This is a genomic window from Anaerostipes sp. Marseille-Q3525, assembly GCF_018223505.1.
Taxonomy (GTDB): domain Bacteria; phylum Bacillota; class Clostridia; order Lachnospirales; family Lachnospiraceae; genus Anaerostipes; species Anaerostipes amylophilus.
In genome coordinates, this window is sequence record NZ_JAGTTT010000004.1 from 49,328 (window position 1) to 71,698 (window position 22,371).

General features: G+C 36.7%; 19 protein-coding genes and 2 other annotated features. Of the genes, 3 read left to right on the plus strand and 16 right to left on the minus strand.

Annotation, left to right across the window (positions count from 1 at the left end; all coding sequences use genetic code 11):
• Positions 1-70: 70 nt before the first annotated feature.
• Both pfkA and KE503_RS03345 read right to left on the minus strand, forming a co-directional pair.
• A complete protein-coding gene (gene pfkA, locus KE503_RS03340) occupies positions 71-1,060 on the minus strand; it encodes a 6-phosphofructokinase (RefSeq protein WP_022374513.1) in 990 nt (329 codons plus the stop codon).
• Positions 1,061-1,147: 87 nt separating this feature from the next.
• Positions 1,148-4,603, minus strand: coding sequence for a DNA polymerase III subunit alpha (locus tag KE503_RS03345; RefSeq protein WP_212384485.1), 3,456 nt, complete (start codon positions 4,601-4,603; stop codon positions 1,148-1,150).
• A 197-nt stretch (positions 4,604-4,800) separates the two neighbouring features.
• Between KE503_RS03345 and KE503_RS03350 the strand changes: the two genes are divergently transcribed.
• Entirely contained in the window at positions 4,801-6,159 is a 1,359-nt protein-coding gene (locus KE503_RS03350) for a UDP-N-acetylmuramoyl-tripeptide--D-alanyl-D-alanine ligase (RefSeq protein ID WP_212384486.1), read from the plus strand.
• 73 nt (positions 6,160-6,232) lie between these two features.
• Positions 6,233-6,474: a binding site (T-box leader), on the plus strand.
• A 175-nt stretch (positions 6,475-6,649) separates the two neighbouring features.
• Positions 6,650-8,353: a carbon starvation CstA family protein gene (locus KE503_RS03355; protein ID WP_055196340.1), complete on the plus strand. Its 1,704-nt coding sequence runs from the start codon at positions 6,650-6,652 to the stop codon at positions 8,351-8,353.
• Positions 8,354-8,479: 126 nt separating this feature from the next.
• Here the strand turns inward: KE503_RS03355 and KE503_RS03360 are convergent, their stop codons facing one another.
• From KE503_RS03360 to KE503_RS03415, 12 genes are all read right to left on the minus strand, one after another.
• On the minus strand, positions 8,480-9,424 hold the full coding sequence (locus KE503_RS03360) for a 2-hydroxyacid dehydrogenase (RefSeq protein WP_022374210.1): 945 nt from the start codon (positions 9,422-9,424) through the stop codon (positions 8,480-8,482).
• Positions 9,425-9,566: 142 nt separating this feature from the next.
• On the minus strand, positions 9,567-9,929 hold the full coding sequence (rplL, locus tag KE503_RS03365; RefSeq protein ID WP_008393894.1) for a 50S ribosomal protein L7/L12: 363 nt from the start codon (positions 9,927-9,929) through the stop codon (positions 9,567-9,569).
• Between the two features lie 43 nt (positions 9,930-9,972).
• Positions 9,973-10,476, minus strand: coding sequence for a 50S ribosomal protein L10 (gene rplJ, locus KE503_RS03370; RefSeq protein WP_022374211.1), 504 nt, complete (start codon positions 10,474-10,476; stop codon positions 9,973-9,975).
• Between the two features lie 41 nt (positions 10,477-10,517).
• Positions 10,518-10,652 (minus strand) — a sequence feature (ribosomal protein L10 leader region).
• A gap of 156 nt (positions 10,653-10,808) precedes the next feature.
• On the minus strand, positions 10,809-11,501 hold the full coding sequence (gene rplA / locus KE503_RS03375; RefSeq protein WP_055196342.1) for a 50S ribosomal protein L1: 693 nt from the start codon (positions 11,499-11,501) through the stop codon (positions 10,809-10,811).
• 64 nt (positions 11,502-11,565) lie between these two features.
• Positions 11,566-11,991, minus strand: a complete 426-nt coding sequence (gene rplK / locus KE503_RS03380; protein ID WP_008393891.1) for a 50S ribosomal protein L11 — start codon at positions 11,989-11,991, stop codon at positions 11,566-11,568.
• A gap of 83 nt (positions 11,992-12,074) precedes the next feature.
• Complete coding sequence (gene nusG / locus KE503_RS03385; protein WP_055196343.1) at positions 12,075-12,620, minus strand: transcription termination/antitermination protein NusG; 546 nt, start codon at positions 12,618-12,620, stop codon at positions 12,075-12,077.
• Between the two features lie 15 nt (positions 12,621-12,635).
• On the minus strand, positions 12,636-12,833 hold the full coding sequence (secE, locus tag KE503_RS03390) for a preprotein translocase subunit SecE (RefSeq protein ID WP_055196344.1): 198 nt from the start codon (positions 12,831-12,833) through the stop codon (positions 12,636-12,638).
• 39 nt (positions 12,834-12,872) lie between these two features.
• Entirely contained in the window at positions 12,873-13,037 is a 165-nt protein-coding gene (gene rpmG / locus KE503_RS03395) for a 50S ribosomal protein L33 (protein ID WP_179976028.1), read from the minus strand.
• 144 nt (positions 13,038-13,181) lie between these two features.
• Complete coding sequence (locus KE503_RS03400) at positions 13,182-13,529, minus strand: hypothetical protein (protein ID WP_022375579.1); 348 nt, start codon at positions 13,527-13,529, stop codon at positions 13,182-13,184.
• 230 nt (positions 13,530-13,759) lie between these two features.
• On the minus strand, positions 13,760-14,926 hold the full coding sequence (locus tag KE503_RS03405) for a hypothetical protein (protein ID WP_022375578.1): 1,167 nt from the start codon (positions 14,924-14,926) through the stop codon (positions 13,760-13,762).
• 44 nt (positions 14,927-14,970) lie between these two features.
• Positions 14,971-15,468, minus strand: coding sequence for a preQ(1) synthase (gene queF, locus KE503_RS03410; RefSeq protein WP_022375577.1), 498 nt, complete (start codon positions 15,466-15,468; stop codon positions 14,971-14,973).
• Positions 15,465-18,332 (minus strand): bifunctional diguanylate cyclase/phosphodiesterase, encoded by a 2,868-nt coding sequence (locus tag KE503_RS03415; RefSeq protein WP_212384487.1) that lies wholly within the window; start codon positions 18,330-18,332, stop codon positions 15,465-15,467. The genes queF and KE503_RS03415 overlap by 4 nt, the downstream gene beginning before the upstream one ends.
• A 193-nt stretch (positions 18,333-18,525) precedes the next feature.
• Here KE503_RS03415 and KE503_RS03420 point away from each other — a divergent pair, with 193 nt between their 5' ends.
• Positions 18,526-19,119, plus strand: coding sequence for an NUDIX hydrolase (locus KE503_RS03420; protein WP_022375575.1), 594 nt, complete (start codon positions 18,526-18,528; stop codon positions 19,117-19,119).
• Positions 19,120-19,177: 58 nt separating this feature from the next.
• Here the strand turns inward: KE503_RS03420 and KE503_RS03425 are convergent, their stop codons facing one another.
• Together KE503_RS03425 and KE503_RS03430 are read right to left on the minus strand one after the other, a co-directional pair.
• The gene (locus tag KE503_RS03425; RefSeq protein WP_212384488.1) at positions 19,178-21,718 is read right to left on the minus strand and encodes a heavy metal translocating P-type ATPase; all 2,541 of its coding nucleotides are present in this window, start codon (positions 21,716-21,718) and stop codon (positions 19,178-19,180) included.
• Positions 21,702-22,094 carry an ArsR/SmtB family transcription factor gene (locus tag KE503_RS03430; RefSeq protein WP_022375573.1) on the minus strand — a complete coding sequence of 131 codons (393 nt, stop codon included), beginning with the start codon at positions 22,092-22,094 and terminating at the stop codon, positions 21,702-21,704. The genes KE503_RS03425 and KE503_RS03430 overlap by 17 nt, the downstream gene beginning before the upstream one ends.
• Positions 22,095-22,371 lie beyond the last annotated feature (277 nt).

A 22,371-nucleotide genomic window follows, 5' to 3' on the forward strand; every position in this document is an offset into this window, starting at 1 on the left:
TTTAAATATCTATAGAGAAAAAATAGAGCAATCCTAGATAAATAAGGATTGCTCTAAGATTAAGTTCTATTTATTTTCCTAATAAATGTGCGATCTGAAGCTGATAATCATCGATATCTTTATGCATTGCAAGTCCTTCTTCAATGTCCATATCCATAAATCTTCCGTTCTGATATCCTACAACACGATTTGTCTTTCCTGCACATAATAAATCTACTGCGTAAGCACCCATCATAGAAGCGTATACACGATCTTTCGCTGTTGGGCTACCACCACGCTGCATATGTCCAAGGATTGTTGCACGTGTTTCGATACCTGTTGCGGATTCGATTCTCTTCGCCATACTGTAAGAATGTCCAACACCTTCGGCATTGATTACCATATGATGTGTTTTACCTTTTGCTCTGTTACGAAGTAAATGTTCAATGATCTGCTGTTCTACTTTAGGAAGGTTTCCATCAAAGCTTTCTGGGATCAGAATATCTTCTGCTCCTGTTGCCATACCACACCATAATGCGATATATCCAGCTCCACGTCCCATAACCTCTACGATACTACATCTTTCATGAGATGTTGATGTATCACGGATCTTATCGATTGCTTCCATTGCTGTGTTAACAGCTGTATCGAAACCGATTGTATATTCTGTACAAGCGATATCTAAGTCGATTGTTCCAGGAACAGCGATTGTGTTGATTCCAAGTGCTGCTAACTTTCTAGCTCCCTGGAAAGAACCATCTCCACCGATAACTACTAATCCTTCGATTCCGTGTGCTTTACAAATCTCAGCTCCACGTTTCTGTCCTTCTTCTGTCTTGAATTCTTCACATCTTGCTGTGAAAAGGATTGTACCACCACGGAAAATAGTATCCGCTGTTTCTTTTGGTGTTAGGTCAATGATGTCTTCATTTAATAATCCATTATAACCTTTGCGGATTCCCTTAACGTTTAATCCTCTTTCTTTACCAATTCTGGCTACGGCACGTACTGCTGCGTTCATAGCAGGTGCGTCTCCACCACTTGTTAAAACTCCAATTGTTTTAATTTTTGGTTTTCCCATTTGCAATATCCTCCAATTATTAATCCATACAATTCTTAACTTGGCTTTTATTCTAATCCATTTAAAGAAATTTTTCAATAGTCTTTGTTATATTCCTAACGATCTGATGCGAATATTTTCTTTGCCATAGCGTTTTTCAAGGTCAAAAATCAGATTTTCATCATCTGAAACCATAAAACTGCTTCCAAGTCGATTAACAGCGCGCTCCGCCTTACAATATATAACAACTGGGTTTTTTCCAGGATATGAAGTCAGAATTGCTTTTAAATCATTTTCATCTGTAAAAAATGTTTCTTTATCTGCAAATTGTACCCATAACTCTTGTCTTTGATCATCAAAGCTTATGATCTGATCACATATCAATTTACTTTCTTCTTCTGAAATCTGTGTTTTCCCTTTAATAAATACTTTCGCATCTTCTCTTAAAAGAGACTGATATGCTGCATACTGTCTTGGAAATACAACAACTTCCACAGTTCCTCTTAAATCTTCCAGTGTGATAAATGCCATGTTCTGATTTTTCTTTGTGAGTTTTACATTCATCTCACTGATCAGCCCGCCAATGATACAGCTTTCCTGATCACGGATCTTTGTCTTTCCTGTTTCCTCATCAATCACAAAATCTGAAGTGTGTGCTGTAACACTTCTCTCTAACCGTTCCATATCATCTTCTAGCGGATGGCCGCTGACATAGATTCCAAGAACTTCTTTTTCCATCGCAAGTTTCTGTTCCTTTTCGTATTCCCCAACATCGGGATACGTGATCTTAAAAGATTGCTGATCTTCTTCTCCAAGAAGATCCATAAGGCTCATCTGTCCTGCAATCTCATTTTTACGTTCTTTCTGAATGCTGTCGATCACACTGGCATAGACGATCATCTGCTGTTTTCTTGTAACTCCAAAACAGTCAAGTGCTCCAGATTTAATCAGATTCTCTACTGTTCTCTTATTGATCTCTTTGCTTGAAAGACGTTCTACAAGATCTTTGAAATCTCTATATAGACCATTTGCTTTTCGTTCTTTGATGATTGCTTCGATCACCGGTTTTCCAAGGCTCTTGATCGCTGTCAGTCCATATCGGATATTGCCTCCATCAACTGAGAATGCGCCTTCTCCGTAGTTGATATCCGGGGGCAGAATCTTAATTCCAAGCTTCTTGCATGCATAACTATACTCTGAAATCTTATTTGTGTTTCCAAGCACTGATGTTAACAATGCTGCCATAAATTCTACTGGATAATGACATCTTAAATATGCTGTACGATAAGCAACCACCGCATAAGCAGCAGCGTGAGATTTATTAAATGCATATTTTGCAAAGTCTAGCATCTCATCCCAGATCTGGTTAGCTGTCTTTTCATCGATTCCATTATTGATACATCCTGGAATTCCTTCTTCTTCATTTCCATAAACAAAGTTCTGACGCTCCTTGATCATAACATCGCCTTTTTTCTTAGACATGGCACGACGCACAAGATCACTTCGTCCAAGAGTATATCCGGCAAGTTTCATAACGATCTGCATAACCTGTTCCTGATAAACAATACATCCATAGGTTGGTTCAAGGATTTCTTCCATCTGTTCACACTCATAATGAATACTTTCCTGATGATTTTTTCCTTCGATATATCTCGGAATAAAGTCCATTGGTCCCGGACGATACAAGGAAATCCCTGCGATAATATCTTCCATATTCGCTGGTTTTAATTCCTTCATAAAAGATTTCATTCCTGAACTTTCCAGCTGGAACACCCCTTCTGTATGGCCATTTCCGATCATCTCATAAACTTCTTTATCTGTCGGATCAATTTTTGTAATATCGAATTCTGGCACTTTTCTGCGCACCATTTTCTCTGCATCCTGAATTACTGTTAATGTACGTAATCCTAAGAAGTCCATTTTTAGTAATCCAAGTTCCTCGATCGTTGTCATGGTAAATTGTGTAACCGCTGCATTATCTGCACCTGTCGCTAAAGGTACATATTCATCGATTGCTGTCTTACCGATCACAACTCCAGCTGCATGCATGGAAGCATGCCTTGGTAAACCTTCCAGTCTCTTTGACATATCGATCAAATAATGTGTCTCTTCATCCTGTTCATAAGCTGTTCTTAAATCTTTACTGATCTTTAATGCTTTGTCGATCGTAATATTATTTTCATTCGGCACCATCTTGGAAATGCTGTCAACTCTTGCATATGGAATATCCAAGACTCTTCCAACATCTCGGATCACAGCTCTTGCTGCCATTGTTCCAAATGTAATGATCTGTACAACCTGATCTTTGCCGTATTTTCTTACGACATAATCGATTACTTCCTGTCTTCTTTCATAGCAGAAATCCACGTCGATATCAGGCATGGATACACGCTCTGGATTCAGGAAACGCTCAAACAGAAGCTGGTACCTGATCGGATCGATGTCAGTGATCTCAAGACAATAAGAGACAATACTTCCGGCAGCAGAACCACGCCCCGGTCCAACAGCGATCCCATGTTCTTTTGCATAATGAATAAAGTCCCATACGATCAGAAAATAATCAACATATCCCATATTTTCAATCGTTTTTAATTCATAAGCTAATCGTTCTCTCAATTCATCTGTAACTTCTGGATATCGACGTTTTAATCCTTCCTCACATAAATGATGCAGATAAGTGACTGCCGTATATCCCTCTGGAACATCATATTCTGGTACTTTCTGTTCTCCAAATACGATTTCTACGTTACAGCGTTCTGCAATCTTTCCTGTATTCTCAATTGCCTCTCTCGCATATGGGAACAGTCTTTGCATTTCTTCTGGTGATTTTAAATAATACTGTCCGCCCTCATAACGCATACGGTCTTCGTCTTGTACTTTCTTCCCTGTCTGGATGCAAAGCAGGATATCGTGTGCCTCTGCATCTTCCTTAAATGTATAATGAATATCATTTGTGGCAACCAGATCGATCCCTGTCTCTTTCGACATCTTAAGAAGTGCCGTATTTACCTTTGTCTGATCTGGAATTCCATGATCCTGTAATTCTAAGAAAAAGTTATCTTTTCCAAATAAATCCTGCAATTTCAGTGCTGTATCTTTCGCTTTTTCATAGTTATTTTCACGAATATATGTTGCAACTTCCCCAGCAAGACATGCACTTAATGCGATCAGACCTTCGCTGTATTTTTCCAAAACTTCATAATCTACTCGCGGTTTATAATAAAACCCTTCAGTAAATCCTCTGGAAACGATCTTCATCAAATTGTGATATCCTGTATCATTCTTGGCAAGGAGGACCAAATGGTAATATCTTTTATCTCCCTGACTTGCTTCCTTATCAAATCTTGAACCAGTTGTTACATAAATCTCACATCCGATGATTGGTTTGATCCCTTCTGCTTTCGCTGCCTTATAAAAATCGATCACTCCATACATAGCTCCGTGATCGGTAATCGCAATACTGTCCATTCCAAGCTCTTTCGCCTGATGAACAAGTTCTTTTATTTTACTCGAACCATCCAGAAGACTGTATTCTGTATGGACATGTAAATGTGTAAAACTCATGAAACACCTCTTTTCTAATATCTTCTATATTCATATGTCAGTTTTGTACATCTTATGGATATTTTATGTTTTTTGTATTTTCTGGCTATCATTTTATCATACTATCGTATTTTGTGCTATAATCTGTAGATAACAGCATGATTTTTTATGATAGCTGATCTTGCTGAAATATAAAAACGAAAGAAACGAGGTTTTCTATGGAAAATATAACAATTCAAGACATTTTAGACGCAACTGGCGGAACACTTTTATGCGGTGATCCTTCCATGAAGATTGACCATTTAAGTACAAATTCTATGGAGGTAGGTCCAAACACTTTGTTTGTACCGATCATCGGTGAACGCGTTGACGCACACGTCTTTATTCCAAATGCATTAAAAGAAGGCGGTGCTTGTTTAACACAGGAACATAATGAAGCCGAAGGGGATGTCCCTTATATTAAAGTCCCTGATACTTTAACAGCAATGCAGCAGATTGCTTCTTATTATCGAAATAAAATGTCACTTCCAATCATTGGTGTAACTGGAAGTGTTGGAAAGACAACAACCCGTGAGATGATCGCTCACGTTTTAAAAGGAAAATATAAAGTATTCGAAACAATCGGTAATCAAAATAGTCAGGTTGGTGTGCCTTTAACTTTAGATCATCTGACATCAGAAGATGAGATTGGTGTTCTTGAGATGGGAATGAGTGAAAAAGGCCAGATCACAACTCTTGGCAGCATTATTCATCCAAACGTTGGTGTTGTCACAAATGTTGGCGTTTCTCATATTGAAATGATGGGTTCCAGAGATAATATCTGTATCGAAAAATTAGATATTCAGAATGGACTTCCAGAAGATGGTGTTCTTTTCTTAAATGGGGACAATGACATGATCCGCAAACATATTGACTATGTAAAAAAACCATATGAATTTTATGGTTTTGCAGATGATTGTACATATCGTGCAGAAAAGATCCGTGAAAAGAATGGACAAACTTTATTTGAATTCCACTACGGTAATATGAAAGAAAATATCACATTAAATGTTCTTGGAAAACATAACGTATCCAATGCCCTGGCTGCAATTGCGATCGGTCTTCGCTATGATGTTCCAATGGATGCGATCAAGACACAATTATCCACATTTTCTGGTCAGAGACAGAATATTGTCCACGTAAATGACTATACTCTGATCGACGATGCATATAACGCAAGTCCTGATTCCATGAAAGCAAGCCTGAGCATTTTATCTGATTTTAAGACAAGAGGACGTAAGATCGCTGTCTTATCTGATATGCTGGAACTTGGACCGGATTCACCAGAATATCATAAAGAAGTTGGTCGTTTTATCGCTACAACGAAAGTAACAGACCTCTTTATCACAGGTGAACTTTCCAAGAATTATATTGAAGAAGCATGGAAAGAAAATCCTTCCCTTCATACACGTACATTTTCTTCCAACGACGAGCTGATTGCTTTCCTTGAAACTTACTTAAAAAAGAATGATGTCGTACTGATCAAAGGATCTAATGGTATGAATCTTAAAGAAGTAAGTAAAGCTTTGATGGCATAATTGTACAAAAAATAGAACATCATTTTTTCTTGACAATCTTTTTTTACAGGTCTATTATAAGTGCAACGAAATACAGAATGCAATGAGCAGGACACATTGATATTTGAATTCTTTTCAAGAGAGTTGTCGGAAGCTGCGAGACAATAAAGAACTTATATCAGTATCCCCTGCGAGCAGTCAGCTGAATGTGAATTTTCATTAGTAAGTGCGACCGGATTCCTTCCGTTATCGAGGAACACATTAAATGATGTGATTAAGGGATTACGATTTGAGTAATAAAAAGAAGTGGTACCGCGGAGAATATTCGTCTTCTGGAATGTTGATAAAACATTTCAGGAGACTTTTTTATTTTTAAATAATTTTATTATAAATGACCATAACCCCATGGATACACATCCTGTAATTTTATTTTTTTTACTAGTTTTTATTGTATCCTGTGTTTTGAATACATCATACTTTATAATAAAAATTTTAAGAGGAGTGATTAAGAATGAATAGCTTAACAATCGTAGCAATCGCAATCGTCGTATTAGTTGCTGGTTATGCTCTATACGGACGTTGGCTCGCCAAAACTTGGGGAATCGATCCTAATGCGAAAACCCCAGCTTACACACATGAGGATGGTGAAGATTACATTCCAACACCTAAAGCTGTTGTATTTTCCCATCAGTTTTCATCCATCGCAGGTGCAGGTCCTGTAACCGGACCAATCATCGCCGCAATGTTTGGATGGCTGCCAGTTCTTCTCTGGTTGTTAATTGGTGGTATCTTCTTCGGAGCCGTTCAGGATTTTACATCTCTTTATGCTTCTGTAAAGAATGAAGGAAAATCCATGGGTGTCCTGATTGAAAAATACATCGGTAAAACAGGAAGAAAATTATTCCTTCTGTTTTCTTGGTTATTTACTTTACTTGTAATCGCAGCTTTCACAGATATGGTTGCCGGAACATTTAACGGATTTACTGTAACCGGTGCTAAAAGCTCACCGAACGCTGCAGCTGCTTCTATCTCTATGTTATTTATCTTAGGAGCCGTTGTTTTTGGATTATTTACAAAATATTTTAAACCTAATCAAAAAGTAGAATTCGTTGCAGGAATCGTATTACTGCTCGTTATGTTAGCTGTTGGTATCGCTTTCCCATTGTATTTCAGCAAGAATGCATGGATTGGTGTAGTCATGGTTTACTTATTCCTTGCATCCGTTATGCCAATGTGGTTAATGATGCAGCCTCGTGACTATTTAAGTACTTTCCTATTAGTCGGAATGATCATCGGTGCTGTCCTTGGTGTATTCGTTGCACATCCAGCAATGAACTTACCTGCATTCAACGGATTTAATGTTGGTGGAAAGAGCTTATTCCCTACATTATTTATTACGATCGCCTGTGGTGCTGTTTCTGGATTCCACAGTCTGGTATCTTCAGGAACATCATCTAAGACAGTCAGCAATGAAAAAGATATGCTTTGCGTTGGATATGGATCTATGATGGTTGAATCTTTATTAGGTGTCATCGCCTTAGTTGTTGTCGGTGCAGCAGCTGTTGGTGGTAAAATGCCTGAAGGAACACCATTCCAGATCTTCTCAGGAAATGTCGCTGGATTCTTAACATTACTTGGAATTCCTAAACATGTTGCTACATGCTTTATGACAATGTGTGTTTCTGCATTAGCATTAACATCTCTTGACTCTGTAGCAAGAATCGGTCGTATGTCATTCCAGGAATTATTCATGGGAGAATCTGCTGACGGATCTGATCTTACAGGTGTAAGAAAATTATTTACAAATAAATATTTTGCAACTGTTATCACATTATTCTTCGGATTCTTATTATGCTTAGGTGGATACAACAACATCTGGCCATTATTCGGAGCAGCAAACCAGTTATTAGCATCCTTAGTACTGATCGCATTATCTGTCTTCTTATTAACAACAGGAAGAAAAGGATGGATGTTATACGCACCTATGTGCATCATGTTAGTCGTAACATTTACAGCTCTTGTACAATCTGTTATCGGAATCTTTACTAAGATCTTTGTAACAGGTGGATTCGTATTTATGATCGATGGATTACAGTTGATCGTAGCTTTACTTCTTATGGCACTTGGACTTATGGTCGCAATCTCTTGCTTTAAGAAACTGTTCCAGAAGAGTCATGAAGGATCTTCAAATAGCTCTACACATGCTACAGTTTAAATGCTGATTTGATAGTCTTTCGTATATGTGACAAAAATAAGATAAGCAACCGAAAGCGATGCGGTTGCTTATTTATTTTTTATCATATACTCGAATTCTACAGTTGGCCAACTACAAATTAAAATTTTAGTTCATTACATTCACTGGATTTCCTTCCATCCAGTATTTTACATTGTCAAAATCAATGATCGCACGTTTTACTAATGCTTCTTTTGTTGCAAATGCTACATGTGGTGTTGCGATCAGATTCTTTGCGTGTAAGAGAGGATGATCTTTTGCTACTGGAGGTTCATTTTCAAAAACGTCAACTGCTGCTCCTGCAATCTTTCCTTCATTTAATGCATCTGCTAATGCTTTACTGTCAACAACTGGTCCTCTTGATGTATTTATGAGAACTGCATTTGGCTTCATGAGTGCGATCTCTTTCTCGCTGATCAGACCTTTTGTTGAGGCGTTTAATGGTACATGCAGTGAAATAATATCACAAGTAGATAAAAGCTCTTCTAAATCCACATACTGCACTCCTGTAAGGTCTTTGACTGTTCTTGAATATGCATAAACTTCGCAGCCAAAAGCCTGTGCGATATTTGCTACCCTGGTTCCGATTGCTCCTGTTCCTACCACTCCAAATTTCTTTCCTTCTAGTTCAAATCCAACGAGACCATCTTTAGTTCCTTCTTTTCTAACAACCTCGTTGCAGGAAATAATATTGCGATACAATGAGATCAGAAGTCCAAAAACAAGATCTGAGACTGCTGCATTTGAGTATCCTGCACAATTGCACACCATAATTCCCTGTTCTTTGCAGGCATCCATTGCAATATGATCGATTCCTGTAAATGCTACTGCAAGCATCTTAAGATTCTTACATCCTTTAATCACGTCTGCATTTAATGGCAGGTTTGCAACCATGATAATGTCTGCATCTTTTCCTCGTTCAATTAAGCTTTCTGTGTCAGTTACTTTGGTCTGGTAAGATATGATCTCAACGGAATCTGGCAATGCTTTGTGTGCGATTTCCATCAACTTATCTTCTTCTACACCTAATGGTTCAATAATCACTAATTTCATAATCGTTGAATACTCCTTTCAATTATCTTCTTTTCTATTCTATCATCAAAGTCTTTATAATACAAAAAACTGCCACACCAGTTTTCACCAATGTGACAGTTTTGTTTACTTTATAGAAAATCTACTGGAGTAAATCTCTTAATTATTTAAGAGTTACTTTAGCTCCCTGTTCTTCTAATTTAGCTTTGATGTCTTCAGCTTCTGCTTTAGATGCACCTTCTTTGATTACTTTAGGAGCTCCGTCAACTAATTCTTTAGCTTCTTTTAATCCTAATCCTGTTACTTCACGAACAGCTTTGATGACTTTAACTTTAGCTCCACCAACTTCTGTTAATTCTACGTCGAATTCGTCTTTTTCTTCTGCTCCACCTTCAGCTCCAGCTGCTGCTACTACAACACCTGCTGCTGCGGATACTCCAAATTCTTCTTCACAAGCTTTTACTAAATCATTTAATTCTAATACTGATAAACCTTTGATAACTTCAATAATTTCCTGAGTTGTCATTATAATTTCCTCCTAATATTTTAAATTTTACTGATAACTGATCTTACTCAGCTGCAGCCCCTTCTCCGTCTTTTTCAGCGATCTGCTTAATAACACGAGCAAAGTTTGTAATTGGGGACTGAATGCTTCCAAGGAATTTCGCAAGTAATTCGTCTCTTGATGGGATGCTTGCGATAACCTGGATACCATCTTTGTCATAGAATGTTCCTTCTACAACACCAGATTTCATTTCTAATACTTCAACGTTCTTAACGTGTTTTGCAAGGATTCTTGCAGGAGCTGTAGCATCTGTCTTAGAAACAGCGATTGCTGTAGGTCCTGTTAAATCATCAGCTAATGCTTCAAATTCTGTTCCCTGGATTGCAAAACGAATCATAGTATTCTTATATACTTTGTATTCTACGCCAGCTTCTCTTAATTCTTTACGCATTGCTGTATCCTGTTCTACAGTAATTCCACGGTAAGAAACTAATACTGCTGACTGAGCGTCTGTAAGCAATTCTTTAATTTCGTCTACGATTGGTTGTTTTAACTCAACTTTTGCCATTGAAATGGTGCACCTCCTTGATTTATTTTGTGTACCACCGCACATATAAAAAGAAAACTCTATATCTGCACAGACATAGAGTGTTAATTAGCATATTCACTAATACTCTCCTCGGCAGGTTGTTCTACGTTGCGCCTTGCGGCACCTGCTGTCTTCGGCAGTAATACTTTATATATATTACAATACATCTGATCATATGTCAAATGTTTTTTTGCTTTTTTTGTTATGTTTTTATTTTTATGCAATTTCTGTCTTAGCACCGTATAGAATCTGCATAAATATGGGACCAGACTACATGAGACTGGCCCCTTTTCATTAATTACAGCTAAATATTAAGCAAATTTTGTTGTATCAACTTTTACTCCAGGTCCCATTGTAGAAGTGATTGTTACATTTCTAAAATACTGACCTTTTGCTGCTGCAGGTTTTGCTTTTACGATTGCATCGATTAACGTCTGGAAGTTGTCCGCTAACTGTTCTTCTGTGAAAGAAGCTTTTCCAACTGGTACATGAATGATGTTGGCTTTATCTAATCTATATTCGATTTTACCTGCTTTGATTTCTTTGATTGCATTAGCAACGTCCATTGTTACAGTTCCGGCTTTAGGGTTAGGCATTAAACCTTTAGGTCCTAAGTCACGTCCTAAACGACCTACTACACCCATCATGTCTGGAGTAGCTACTACTACGTCGAAGTCATACCAGTTTTCTTTCTGGATCTTAGGAATTAATTCTTCTGCTCCTACAAATTCTGCTCCTGCTGCTTTCGCTTCTTCAGCTTTTGCATCTTTAGCGAATACAAGAACTTTAACTTCTTTACCAGTTCCGTGTGGAAGTACAACTGCTCCACGGATCTGCTGGTCTGCCTGACGTCCATCTACACCAAGACGGATATGTGCTTCGATTGTTTCGTCGAATTTAGCGTTTGCTAATTTTTTTACTAAAGCAACTGCTTCCTGTGGATCATAATTGTTTGCTCTGTCCACTAATTTTGTAAGCTCTGCGTATCTCTTACCTTTTTTCATTCTAAAAATACCTCCTGTGGTAATATCGGGAGTTCACCCTCCCACTTTCGTTTCAAATTTGTGACTACTCTTCTACTGTGATTCCCATACTTCTTGCAGTACCGGCGATCATGCTCATTGCTGCTTCGATAGAAGCTGCGTTTAAGTCTTTCATCTTTGTTTCAGCGATCTGCTGAAGATCTGCTTTAGAAATAGTAGCTACTTTAGTTCTGTTAGGTTCTCCTGATCCAGACTGGATTTTACAAGCTTTCTTTAATAAAACTGCTGCTGGTGGAGTCTTTGTGATGAAGCTGAAGCTTCTATCCTGATATACAGTGATTACTACAGGGATGATCATGTCTCCCTGATCAGCTGTTCTTGCGTTAAATTCTTTTGTAAACTGTACAATGTTTACTCCGTGCTGTCCAAGTGCTGGTCCAACGGGTGGTGCTGGTGTTGCCTTTCCTGCTGGAATCTGAAGTTTGATATAACCTTCTACTTTCTTTGCCATAATCGTTAACCTCCTGATTATTGTGGTAATTACGGGATAGCCCTCCCACTTTGTTTCAAATAAGATTCTGTTCTTATTCTTCGTTACGCTTTCTTAATATCTAAGAAATCAATTTCTACTGAAGTTGCTCTTCCGAACATCTCTACTTCAATAGTAACTGTCTGCTTGCTTTCATTGATTGCAGTAACCGCACTTGTTGTTCCTTCCCAAGCACCGGAAGTTACAACGATCATATCACCAACTTCGATATCAAGTTCGACTTTCTCTCTTGCTGGTGTTTCTTGCTGTTCTCCTCCAATCTGGATTCCTAATGGTTTCATCTCTGCAGGAGTCAGCGGTACTGGTTTTGATCCAGGTCCTACGAATCCTGTAACACCTCTTGTGTTACGAACCACATACCATGTGTCGTCGTTCATGATCATATGGATCAGAACATAACCTGGGAACATTTTTCTTGAAACTTGTTTCTTCACACCGTTTCTCATCTCTACCACATCTTCGAGTGGTACGCGGACTTCTAAGATCTCATCCTGAAGCTTACGGTTCTCGATGGTTTTCTCAATATCCACTTTTACTTTGTTTTCATAACCTGAGTAGGTGTGAACAACATACCAATTTGCCTCTGCCATAAAATCTCCTTACTTCTATCCAACCAATGCCTGAATTCCATACTGGATTCCAACATCAAGAACTGCAACAATGATTCCGATAATAATAGCACAGATCACTACAACTGCTGTTTCTTTTGCAATTCTTTCTTTCGTTGGCCAGATAATTCTGTTAAATTCAGCTTTTAACTCTTTAAACCAACTTGGTTTCTTTGCTTTGTTAGTTTTCTCCATGTTTTCACTTCCTTTTCTCTCAAAGGGAATTACCGGAAATTATTTTGTTTCTTTGTGTAATGTGTGAGTTTTACAGAATTTGCAGTATTTTTTTGTTTCCATGCGTTCAGGATGAGTTTTCTTATCCTTTGTCATGTTGTAATTACGCTGTTTACATTCTGTACATTCTAATGTTACTCTTGTGCGCACAACTTCCACCTCCATTTTGTTTGTTGTTCATTAAAATAAGGCATAAAAAAAAGACCTTCTTCCAACGCTAAAGTCTAGCGTGATTATCATAGCATGTGTGTTGTTGCTCGTCAATGGGTTTTTCATTATTTTTTGAAGAACAATTTATTTTTCGTTCGTTTATTTGTAAATATTATATTCTTTCATAAGCTTGTTTCTATATTCTTTATCATTGTATATTTTCTCTATTTCATTTATTTTATTTCCTGCTATTAGTATTTTTACTAATTTTAGTGTTGCATCTTCACCCATACTGATTCCTTGTGTAATTCCACGCTCGATTCCTTTGTTAATCGCATTATCTAATATTGTACACATCGTAACTTCTCCTTTCTCATCTTTCTTTATATCCAACTGCAGAAATCTTTCATCTTCTGCAAAAATCCTCATAAACTTTAACATTTCATCTACATGTTTAATTGGTTTATGATTTTTATACTTCTTACATGTATTGTATTCTATTAACATTTTATTTTCAATAGTTTAATTCCTAATTTTTCAGTTTTATATACTATTATAATACAAAAAACCAAAAATACCGCACCAGCAATTCGCTGATGCGGTATCTATTTTCAAAAAGAGAGGATTAAAAAATATATATGAAAAACTATGTCTTTATTATACCAGTATTCTCTCTTCATTCAATATTCTGTTTCTAAACATTTCTAAAGAAATTATAAACAAATGTGAAGGAATTATTATTTCACATATTTTACCTGATATGCTCCTGTTGTACTCTTGCTGTATCTCTTTACTCTGATATAATAAGTTCCTTTTGGTGCTTTAAGGTAATAACGTGTTCCATTCTTTATATTTTTTGTTTTAAATCTCGCTTTTCCTGATACAGTACAATAAATTGTTCCTGAACTTCCAAGACTCGTTACATCAATATAAGTTGTACGTTTCTTACTTACCTTAATCTTGTACCAATGTTCTTTCTTTACACTGTCTGTTGTTAAAAATGTCTGTTTTTTGTATTTCTTTCGACTAATTGTTTTAGCTTTCTTCTTTGATGTTCCATAAGAAGAATTTGCTGCAACCTGTCTATATGCTGCCCCAATAACACCACTTTGATATGTAGATTTCAGTACAACACGATAGCTTCCTGCTGGAAGTCCATAAACTGAATTATAATTTCTGCTTTCTGTTGTGTACTGTGAGGATGATACAGTTTTCCATGATGAACCTGATTTTTTCTGAACATAGTTTGTAATACCATATGTTTTACCGAAATTAGTTGGATTTACCCATACACCCTGTAGTCCTATAATCGCTATACCTCTTTTACTCACTTTAAAATACTGGTAGCTGTTTTTTCCTGTTCCACCAATCATGATTACCTTAGAGCCTAATGTACGATTATTCTGATTTGGATATAAGGACAAAGAAATGTTTGCTGTTCCTTTTACTACATCCTTCGTATATAAATGATATGTTCCTGGTTTCATATTTGCATTATATAATAACCCATTTGTTGATCCCATAATATATTGATAGTTAGCATCACGTACTACAAAATCAACTCCAAATGCTGCAACAAGTGTACCTGCATTTTTAATAGTGATCGTTCCTATATCATTCCCATTCTCCAAAGTTACACTTTTAACTGCTGATTTTACTGATGTGTTCCATATTGTTGGCACTGTCACATTATTCAGTTGAACTGCTGTTCTCGCCTGTGCTTTGCTTTTTGTATTTTCACTAGTTTTTGTCTGCTGTAAATTTACAATCTTTGAATTCTGGACTGACTGGATTTTTGTTGTCACTTCCGCCTGTTTTGGTGCCGCACTGACAAACACTCCACCTGTTGCCATTACAATCGAAAGTGCGCTGCAAAACACTCCCTTTAAAATTTTCTTCCTCATAACTTTTCCTCCTTGATCTTGACCGTTAGTTCGTTTACATGTTCCTAGCGATTATCGATCTTCTCCGGATACAGATCATGGTTAGATAATCTGTTCCATGCAACTTCCTCCCATTTTGTTCCTGGTTTTCCATAGTTGCAGTATGGATCGATAGAAATACCTCCTCTCGGTGTAAATTTTCCCCATACTTCAATATATTTTGGATCCATCAGTTTGATCAGATCCTTCATGATGATATTCATGCAGTCTTCATGAAAATCTCCATGATTTCTGAAACTATATAAATACAATTTCAGTGATTTACTCTCTACCATGCGTTCCCCTGGTACATAAGAGATGTAAATTGTTGCAAAATCCGGCTGCCCTGTGATCGGACACAGACTTGTAAACTCTGGTGCATTAAATTTTACAAAATAATCATTATCTGGATGTTTGTTCTCAAATGTTTCTAATACTTCTGGTGCATAATCATCCGGATATTTTGTTTTCTGGTTTCCTAACAGTGTGATTCCCTCTAATTCCTGGCCTTCTCTGCCGCTCATATTGTTATTCCTCGCTTTCGTTTTTCATTATCTAAGGTATCTCTTAGGATTTTTTGTCTGTTTGGAGGTATTGCCCCCCCCTTGGAAATATTTTCCGTTTGCAAAAGTTTATCATAATCTTCTTCTTTCAATGGTTTTGAATACCAATATCCCTGTATCTCATCACATCCGATCTGTTTTAAGATCTCAATCTGCTGGTCTGTCTCCACACCTTCGCAGATTATCTGATAGCCGAGGTTCCTTATCATATCAATCAAATGTTTCAAGAAATAAATTCCCCTGTCTGATTCCAGACAGCTTGTGATAAAGCCACGATCGATCTTAATGACATCAACCGGAATATCTACGATCGTATTTAAAATAGAATACCCACTTCCAAAATCATCCATTGCTGTCTTAATACCATGCAATTGGAATTCATCAAATAATTCTCTGACACTTTCATATTCTGAAACAACTGCCGTCTCTGTAAGTTCAATCTCTACCAATGATGGATCAACGTCATACTTCTTAAGTATATCCATATAAAGCGTAATCGTCTGCGAATCCATAGCATGCAAGCTTGATGCATTGATTGAGATCGGTACCTGATTTCTGCCTTCTTTCTGATTCTTCGCAAGATATTTGACAACTGTTTCAAATACATAAAAATCAAGTTCTACGATCTTACCATTATTCTCGTATACTGGAATAAAAGAATCTGGACTTAACACTTCTCCATTCTCCCTTTCCCAGCGGATCAGAGCTTCTGCTCCTGTGATCTCACGATTCTTAATCGAATATTTCGGTTGGAAGTATACCTTAAACTGATGTTGTTCTATTGCTTCTTTCATCTCATTAACGATCTGATTCTCCAGCGTTCTTCGTTTCTGCATCTCATCATCATAAAATCTAACACTGCATTTACTGTCGTTATCTACCTTCTGCCTTGCATAGTTTGCTACATCAATTGCATATGATGCACTCATGCATTCTGGTGTCACATAGTATACACCAGTTCTTAATGTAACATTAGATTGTGGAAAACGTTCTTTCTGCCTGAGCATAAAATCTATATTCTTCTGTTCAATTTCTTCAATAAGTTTCTCATATTCATCTTTTTCATATCTGGCTGGACGAAACATCAAAAACTGATCCGATACAACTCTTGTAAAATAAAGGTTATGCTTATCTACTATCTTACTGATGATCGAACTACAAAAATCCTTAAGTAGCTGATCTCCAACTGTATATCCGTATTTATAATTAAAGTATTTAAAATTCTCGAAATCTGTATAGATCATAAGATAATTATTGGTCTTATTTGAAAGAATGATACGTTCGATTTCTTCATGAAATCTTTCAAAAGAGATCAATCCCGTCAAAGTGTCATGTTCCATTCTGGTAACAGCACCTTGATATGCATGATTCATAATCTCATTCTTGGCAAAATGAGTAGAAATGATCTTGGTCACTTCTGATATCTGCTTTAACATCTCATTGGACCAGTTTCTCTTTTCCTTGCACACAACATAGGAAATAGCTCCTGTATAACGTCCTTCACAATACATTGCGGCATATATTACGGTCTTTGCATCTCCCTGCATCAAAAGTTTCTGTGCCCCCGGTGAATATTCTTCCATATCATCATATTGAAGAACAATGATCCCATTCTCTCCATAATTATTAAATAATGTAAGAAAATCTTTCTTATCAAACTTATTAATTTCTTTTAATACTTTTGGTATTCCTTTCTTATTCCATTGATAATCTGAATAAACTTCCTGATTCTTAATATCAGCCCGTATAACTGTAATACGATCAAGTCCAACCCTTGTTCCGATCACTCTCATCAATAGATTCACTGCCGCATCGAAATTGCTGGTCTTCTCAAAGATTTCAAATGCTGTTGCTACGATATCATTTTGAAAATATCTTGCATCCAATTCTTCTTCATATTCTTCATGTTCTGTCGACATCATAGTAAAATGCTGCAGGCTATCACAATAGACATAACAATTCCTTCCTCGTTCTTTTGCCTTATATAAAGCTATATCTGCATTCTCAAATAACTGATCATAACTATATCCTGATATATTCTCTGGAAGATAACAAACACCTGCACTGCATGTAAACCTACAATCATTATCCTCAAAGCTTATATTTCTAATGTTCTGCATCAGTTGAACATTCTTTCTTACAAGTTCAATATTTGAAATATTTGCAATAAATATAACAAATTCGTCACCACCTGCTCTTACAAGCACACTGTTTTTATCACTAAATAATTTCTTTAACAGATCAGTTAAACTAAGTATGATTTTATCTCCAAACAAATGCCCATAATGATCATTCACTGCTTTAAAATAGTCGATATCTAATAAGATCATCCCGCACGCTTCAAATGGATTCTTACTATTTAAATACCTATTGATCAGCATCTTTCCATATATCTGATTATAAATACCTGTCAGAGGATCTTTCATTGCTTGTTCTTTAAGCATCTTCTCATGTTCTTTCTGTTCTGTAATATCCTTTGCGTTTCCTACCAGGATTGTCTTGCCTGTTGCTTCATCTACAAACTTTGTTAATTCTAATAATGTATGAGAGATTGTCCCATCTTTTTCAATCTCACGAATCTCGACTGGGTCTTCTTTCACTTCCATATATAACTGTTTTACTTTTTCTCGGTCATCTGGATGAATCTTACTCTTATGGTCGATGTACTCCATATAATCTGTTACTGTTCTCTTAATATGAAACTTATCATCATAAACTACAAGCTTATCTTCATCTACAATATATTCGAACAATTGAATCCGAAAATTCTTCAAAACTGTTGCCAATTTCTTCTGCTGATCTTCATTGACTTGTAATATCTCCATCTTGTATCTCTCCCATTTTATAGTCTGGTAATGACATTTTCTTTATAATAAAAATATACAATGAATCCCATTGAAAGACAAGCTTATTTGTCTGCTTTTTTCTTTAATTGACTTTTTCCCTCATTTCCATATAATAAAATATATTAAAAATATTCATGAAGGAAAACGTGATTTTAGATTCTAGGAGGTTTTTATGTTCGATCATTTAAACACTCGAATTCCTAAAAGAATCGAGCAAGAAAAAGAAAAAGTATCCGTTGTCTTGATCCCTCTGATCAAAAAAGACGGTAAATATCATATCCTGTTCGAGATCCGTTCAAATAATCTCTCACACCAGCCCGGAGAGATCTGTTTTCCAGGCGGCAAGAGAGAATCTCTGGAAACTTCCTTACAGACAGCCGTTCGTGAAACATGTGAAGAACTTCTGGTTTCTGAATCTGACATTCAAGTCTATGGTTCTTTAGATTATTTTCTTTCTCCTGCTGGTATGCGTATTGATGTATATCTTGGAGAGTTAAGAAATTATAATGGGCAGTACAGTATTGATGAAGTTTCAGATATATTTATGGTGCCTTTAGAATTTTTTCAAAATACACTACCAAAACGATATTATAATAATGTACAAATGCAGCCAGAACATGATTTTCCATTTGACAAAATTCCTGGAGGCCGAAATTATCCTTGGGCAAAAGGTAAATATGAAGTATTGTTTTATGAATATGAAAATCACATAATCTGGGGTATCACAGCAAAAATATTATTCCATAATATAAAATTAATCCAGTAAGACATTTTGTTATCCTGTCTTACTGGATTATTATTTTTGATTGATTTTATTTCATTTCTTAAGATTGTATTTTTAAAGCTCTGATCGAATTCAATACACAAAGCATTGCTACTCCGGTATCCGCAAATACTGCCATCCACATATTAGCAAATCCAAGTAGTCCAAGTATCATGACAAGAGCTTTCACAACTAGTGCAAATACGACATTCTGCCATGCAATACGACTTGCTTTCTTGCCAATGGCAATCGCCTGTGGAATTGCTTCTACACTTGATGTCATAAATACAACATCAGCAGCTTCAATTGCTGCATCAGCTCCACTTCCCATAGCTGCTCCACAATCTGCTCCTGCAAGGACTGGAGCATCATTGATGCCATCTCCAACAAACATAACAGCTCCATGTTTTGTTCTCTGTTCCTGAAGTTTTAAAAGCTTTTCATCTGGTAAAAGTTTGGAGTAAACTTCATCAATTCCCGTTTCCTCTGCAATTGCATTTGCAGCTGATTCAGAATCTCCAGTCAGCATAACCGTGTGGAGTTTCTGTGCTTTTAAAGATGCAATTGCGGATTTTGCATCATCTTTTAGTGTATCAGCGATCACAACAGCTCCGATCAGCACTCCGTCTTTTGCCAGAAATACTTCTGTTCCATAAGATGTTGTTTCTTTATATTCTCCTGCAATGTGATACTGATTCATTAATTTTTTATTACCTGCTAAGACTTCAGATCCATCAAGTTTGATCACAGAACCATGTCCTGCAATTTCTTTTGCGCTTTCTGCTGTTTTATAAGATATATTTTCTTCTTTTGCAGCTTCCATAATACTCTTTGCGATTGGATGAGTTGAAGATTCTTCACAGGAAGCAGCCAAGGATAACAATTCATTTCTTGTAACATCTCCAAAAGTAACAACATCTTGTACCTTAAAGTTTCCTTTTGTGATCGTTCCTGTTTTATCCATAACCACAGAAGTAATATCTTTCAATGTTTCTAAAGCCGCTCCTCCTTTAAATAAGATACCGATCTTAGATCCTGCTCCAATTCCTGAGAAGAATGCAAGCGGTACACTTAAAACAAGTGCACATGGACAACTGATCACAAGAAATGTGAGTGCTGTATACACCCAGTGTGTCCAGTTACCTGTTATGATAGAAGGAATGATTGCTGTCGCCAATGCCATAAATACGACAAATGGTGTATATACACGGGAAAAACGTGTAATAAAGCGATCCATTTTCGGCTTGCTGGCTGCTGCATTTTCAACTGAATCCATGATTCTTGTAACCATAGATTCTTCCAACACTTTTTCAACTCTGATCTTGATAACTCCAGAAGTATTTAGACATCCAGAAGTTACTTCCGTTCCTTCAAAACCAGATATCGGCACTGGTTCTCCTGTTACAGGTGATGTATCAATCATTGTTTCACCATCGGTGATCACTCCGTCCAAAGGAATACGATCTCCCGGACGTACTAATAGAATATCTCCTATCTCTGCTTCTTCTGCATCGATCACTGAAACATCTCCGTGTTCATTCACAAGATTTACGACTTCAGGACGCATATCGATCACATCCATGATCTGTGAGCGGCTTCTCTCTACTGCTTTCTCTTCGAATAATTCTCCAATCCGGTAAAATAACATAACTCCTACCGCTTCGGCATACTCTCCAATACCGAACGCCCCGATCGTTGCGATACTCATCAAAAAGTTTTCGTCAAAAACTTGCCCTTTTGAAATGTTTCTTAACGCTGTCCATACGATTTTAATACCTAGGATTAAATATGCCAATAAAAAACATGCTGTACTGTATACTGGCTTAGACGATTCAAAGATTTTTCCAGCAATAAATAAAACAATTCCTATTCCAAGTTCCAAGTATTCTCTATTATCTTCAGAGTTATTTTTCGCTTTTTTTGCTTCCTTTTGTGCACGTACTGTGTCCTCACGAATAACAACTTTAACATCTGGTTCAATGGATGTACAGATCTCCTGAATCTGTGGAAGTAATGCCTTTGCATCATCAGACCATACACGTAACTGTTTCGTTGCAAATGTCAGGTTTACTGCCTCAACTCCTGGCAAATGTGAAATCTGTTCTTCCATTTTACCTGCACAATGTGCACAGCCAAGTTTCTCAACAATAAATACCGTTGCCTTTCCATTTCCCTGGCGTTTTGTTGCTGCAGCAATTGTCCCCTCGTCATCATCATCGTCATCACAACAGCCGCAATCACAGTGATCTTTGTCATGATGATGGTGATGTTCATGATCATGGTGATGTTGGTGATGGTGATGTTCATGACCTTCATGTTGACTTTCGCAACCACATCCACAGTGCTCTTCATGAACTTCTTCATCTTTTCTTTTCTTAGAAGATTTCTTTAAAACTTCCGTTACAATAACGTCTGGTTCAATATCCGTACAAATCTTCTGGATCACTGGAAGAAGATCTTCACTGGAAGTTTCAACATACATCTTCTTCATTGGAAATGAGAGATTTACACTTTCAACTTCTGGAAGTTTCCCGATCTTTTCTTCCATCTTGCCAGCACAATGAGCACAACCAAGATTTTCAAACTCATATGTCCTCTTCATACATTCCCTTCCTTTCAAATACTGTCTTCAACAGATCAGAAACTAACGCCCCGTCTGCCGTATCAGCAATTGTATAATGTACTTCTTTCCCGATTCTTCGACTTGTGATAACACCCAACTGCTTTAATGAACGCAGATGATGTGAAACAGCTGGCGGACTCATCTCAATCGCTTCAGCAATATTTCTGACACATACCTCGCGATGATATAAAAGATATAAAATACGAAGTCTTGTGCTGTCACTTAAAAGCCCAAATAAACTAGCCGTTTCTATTGCAAATTCTTCTGGCGGGAGAACATGTTTTAATTCTGTAACATCACAACCATGACCATGAATATCTATGGATTGAATGTTATATTTCTCCGTTTTATTCATAAAAATTCCTCCTTCAATTAAACGTTTGCTTAATTGTTTATGTCTTTAATATAATACAGATCTATAAGGAAATCAACTATTTTGAAAAAATTTTTCAACTATTTTTTCAAAACAGATTTTCTGAGAAATATGGTAGTTTTTCCTAACCAATAAACAAAAAAATATAGGATAATCAAGTGAATTATGATATACTAAAAATTACTTATACAAATTTATTCGATCAAAAAGATCAAATTTAGATAAAATAATCACAAAAACAAATCAGAAAAGGAAGTGT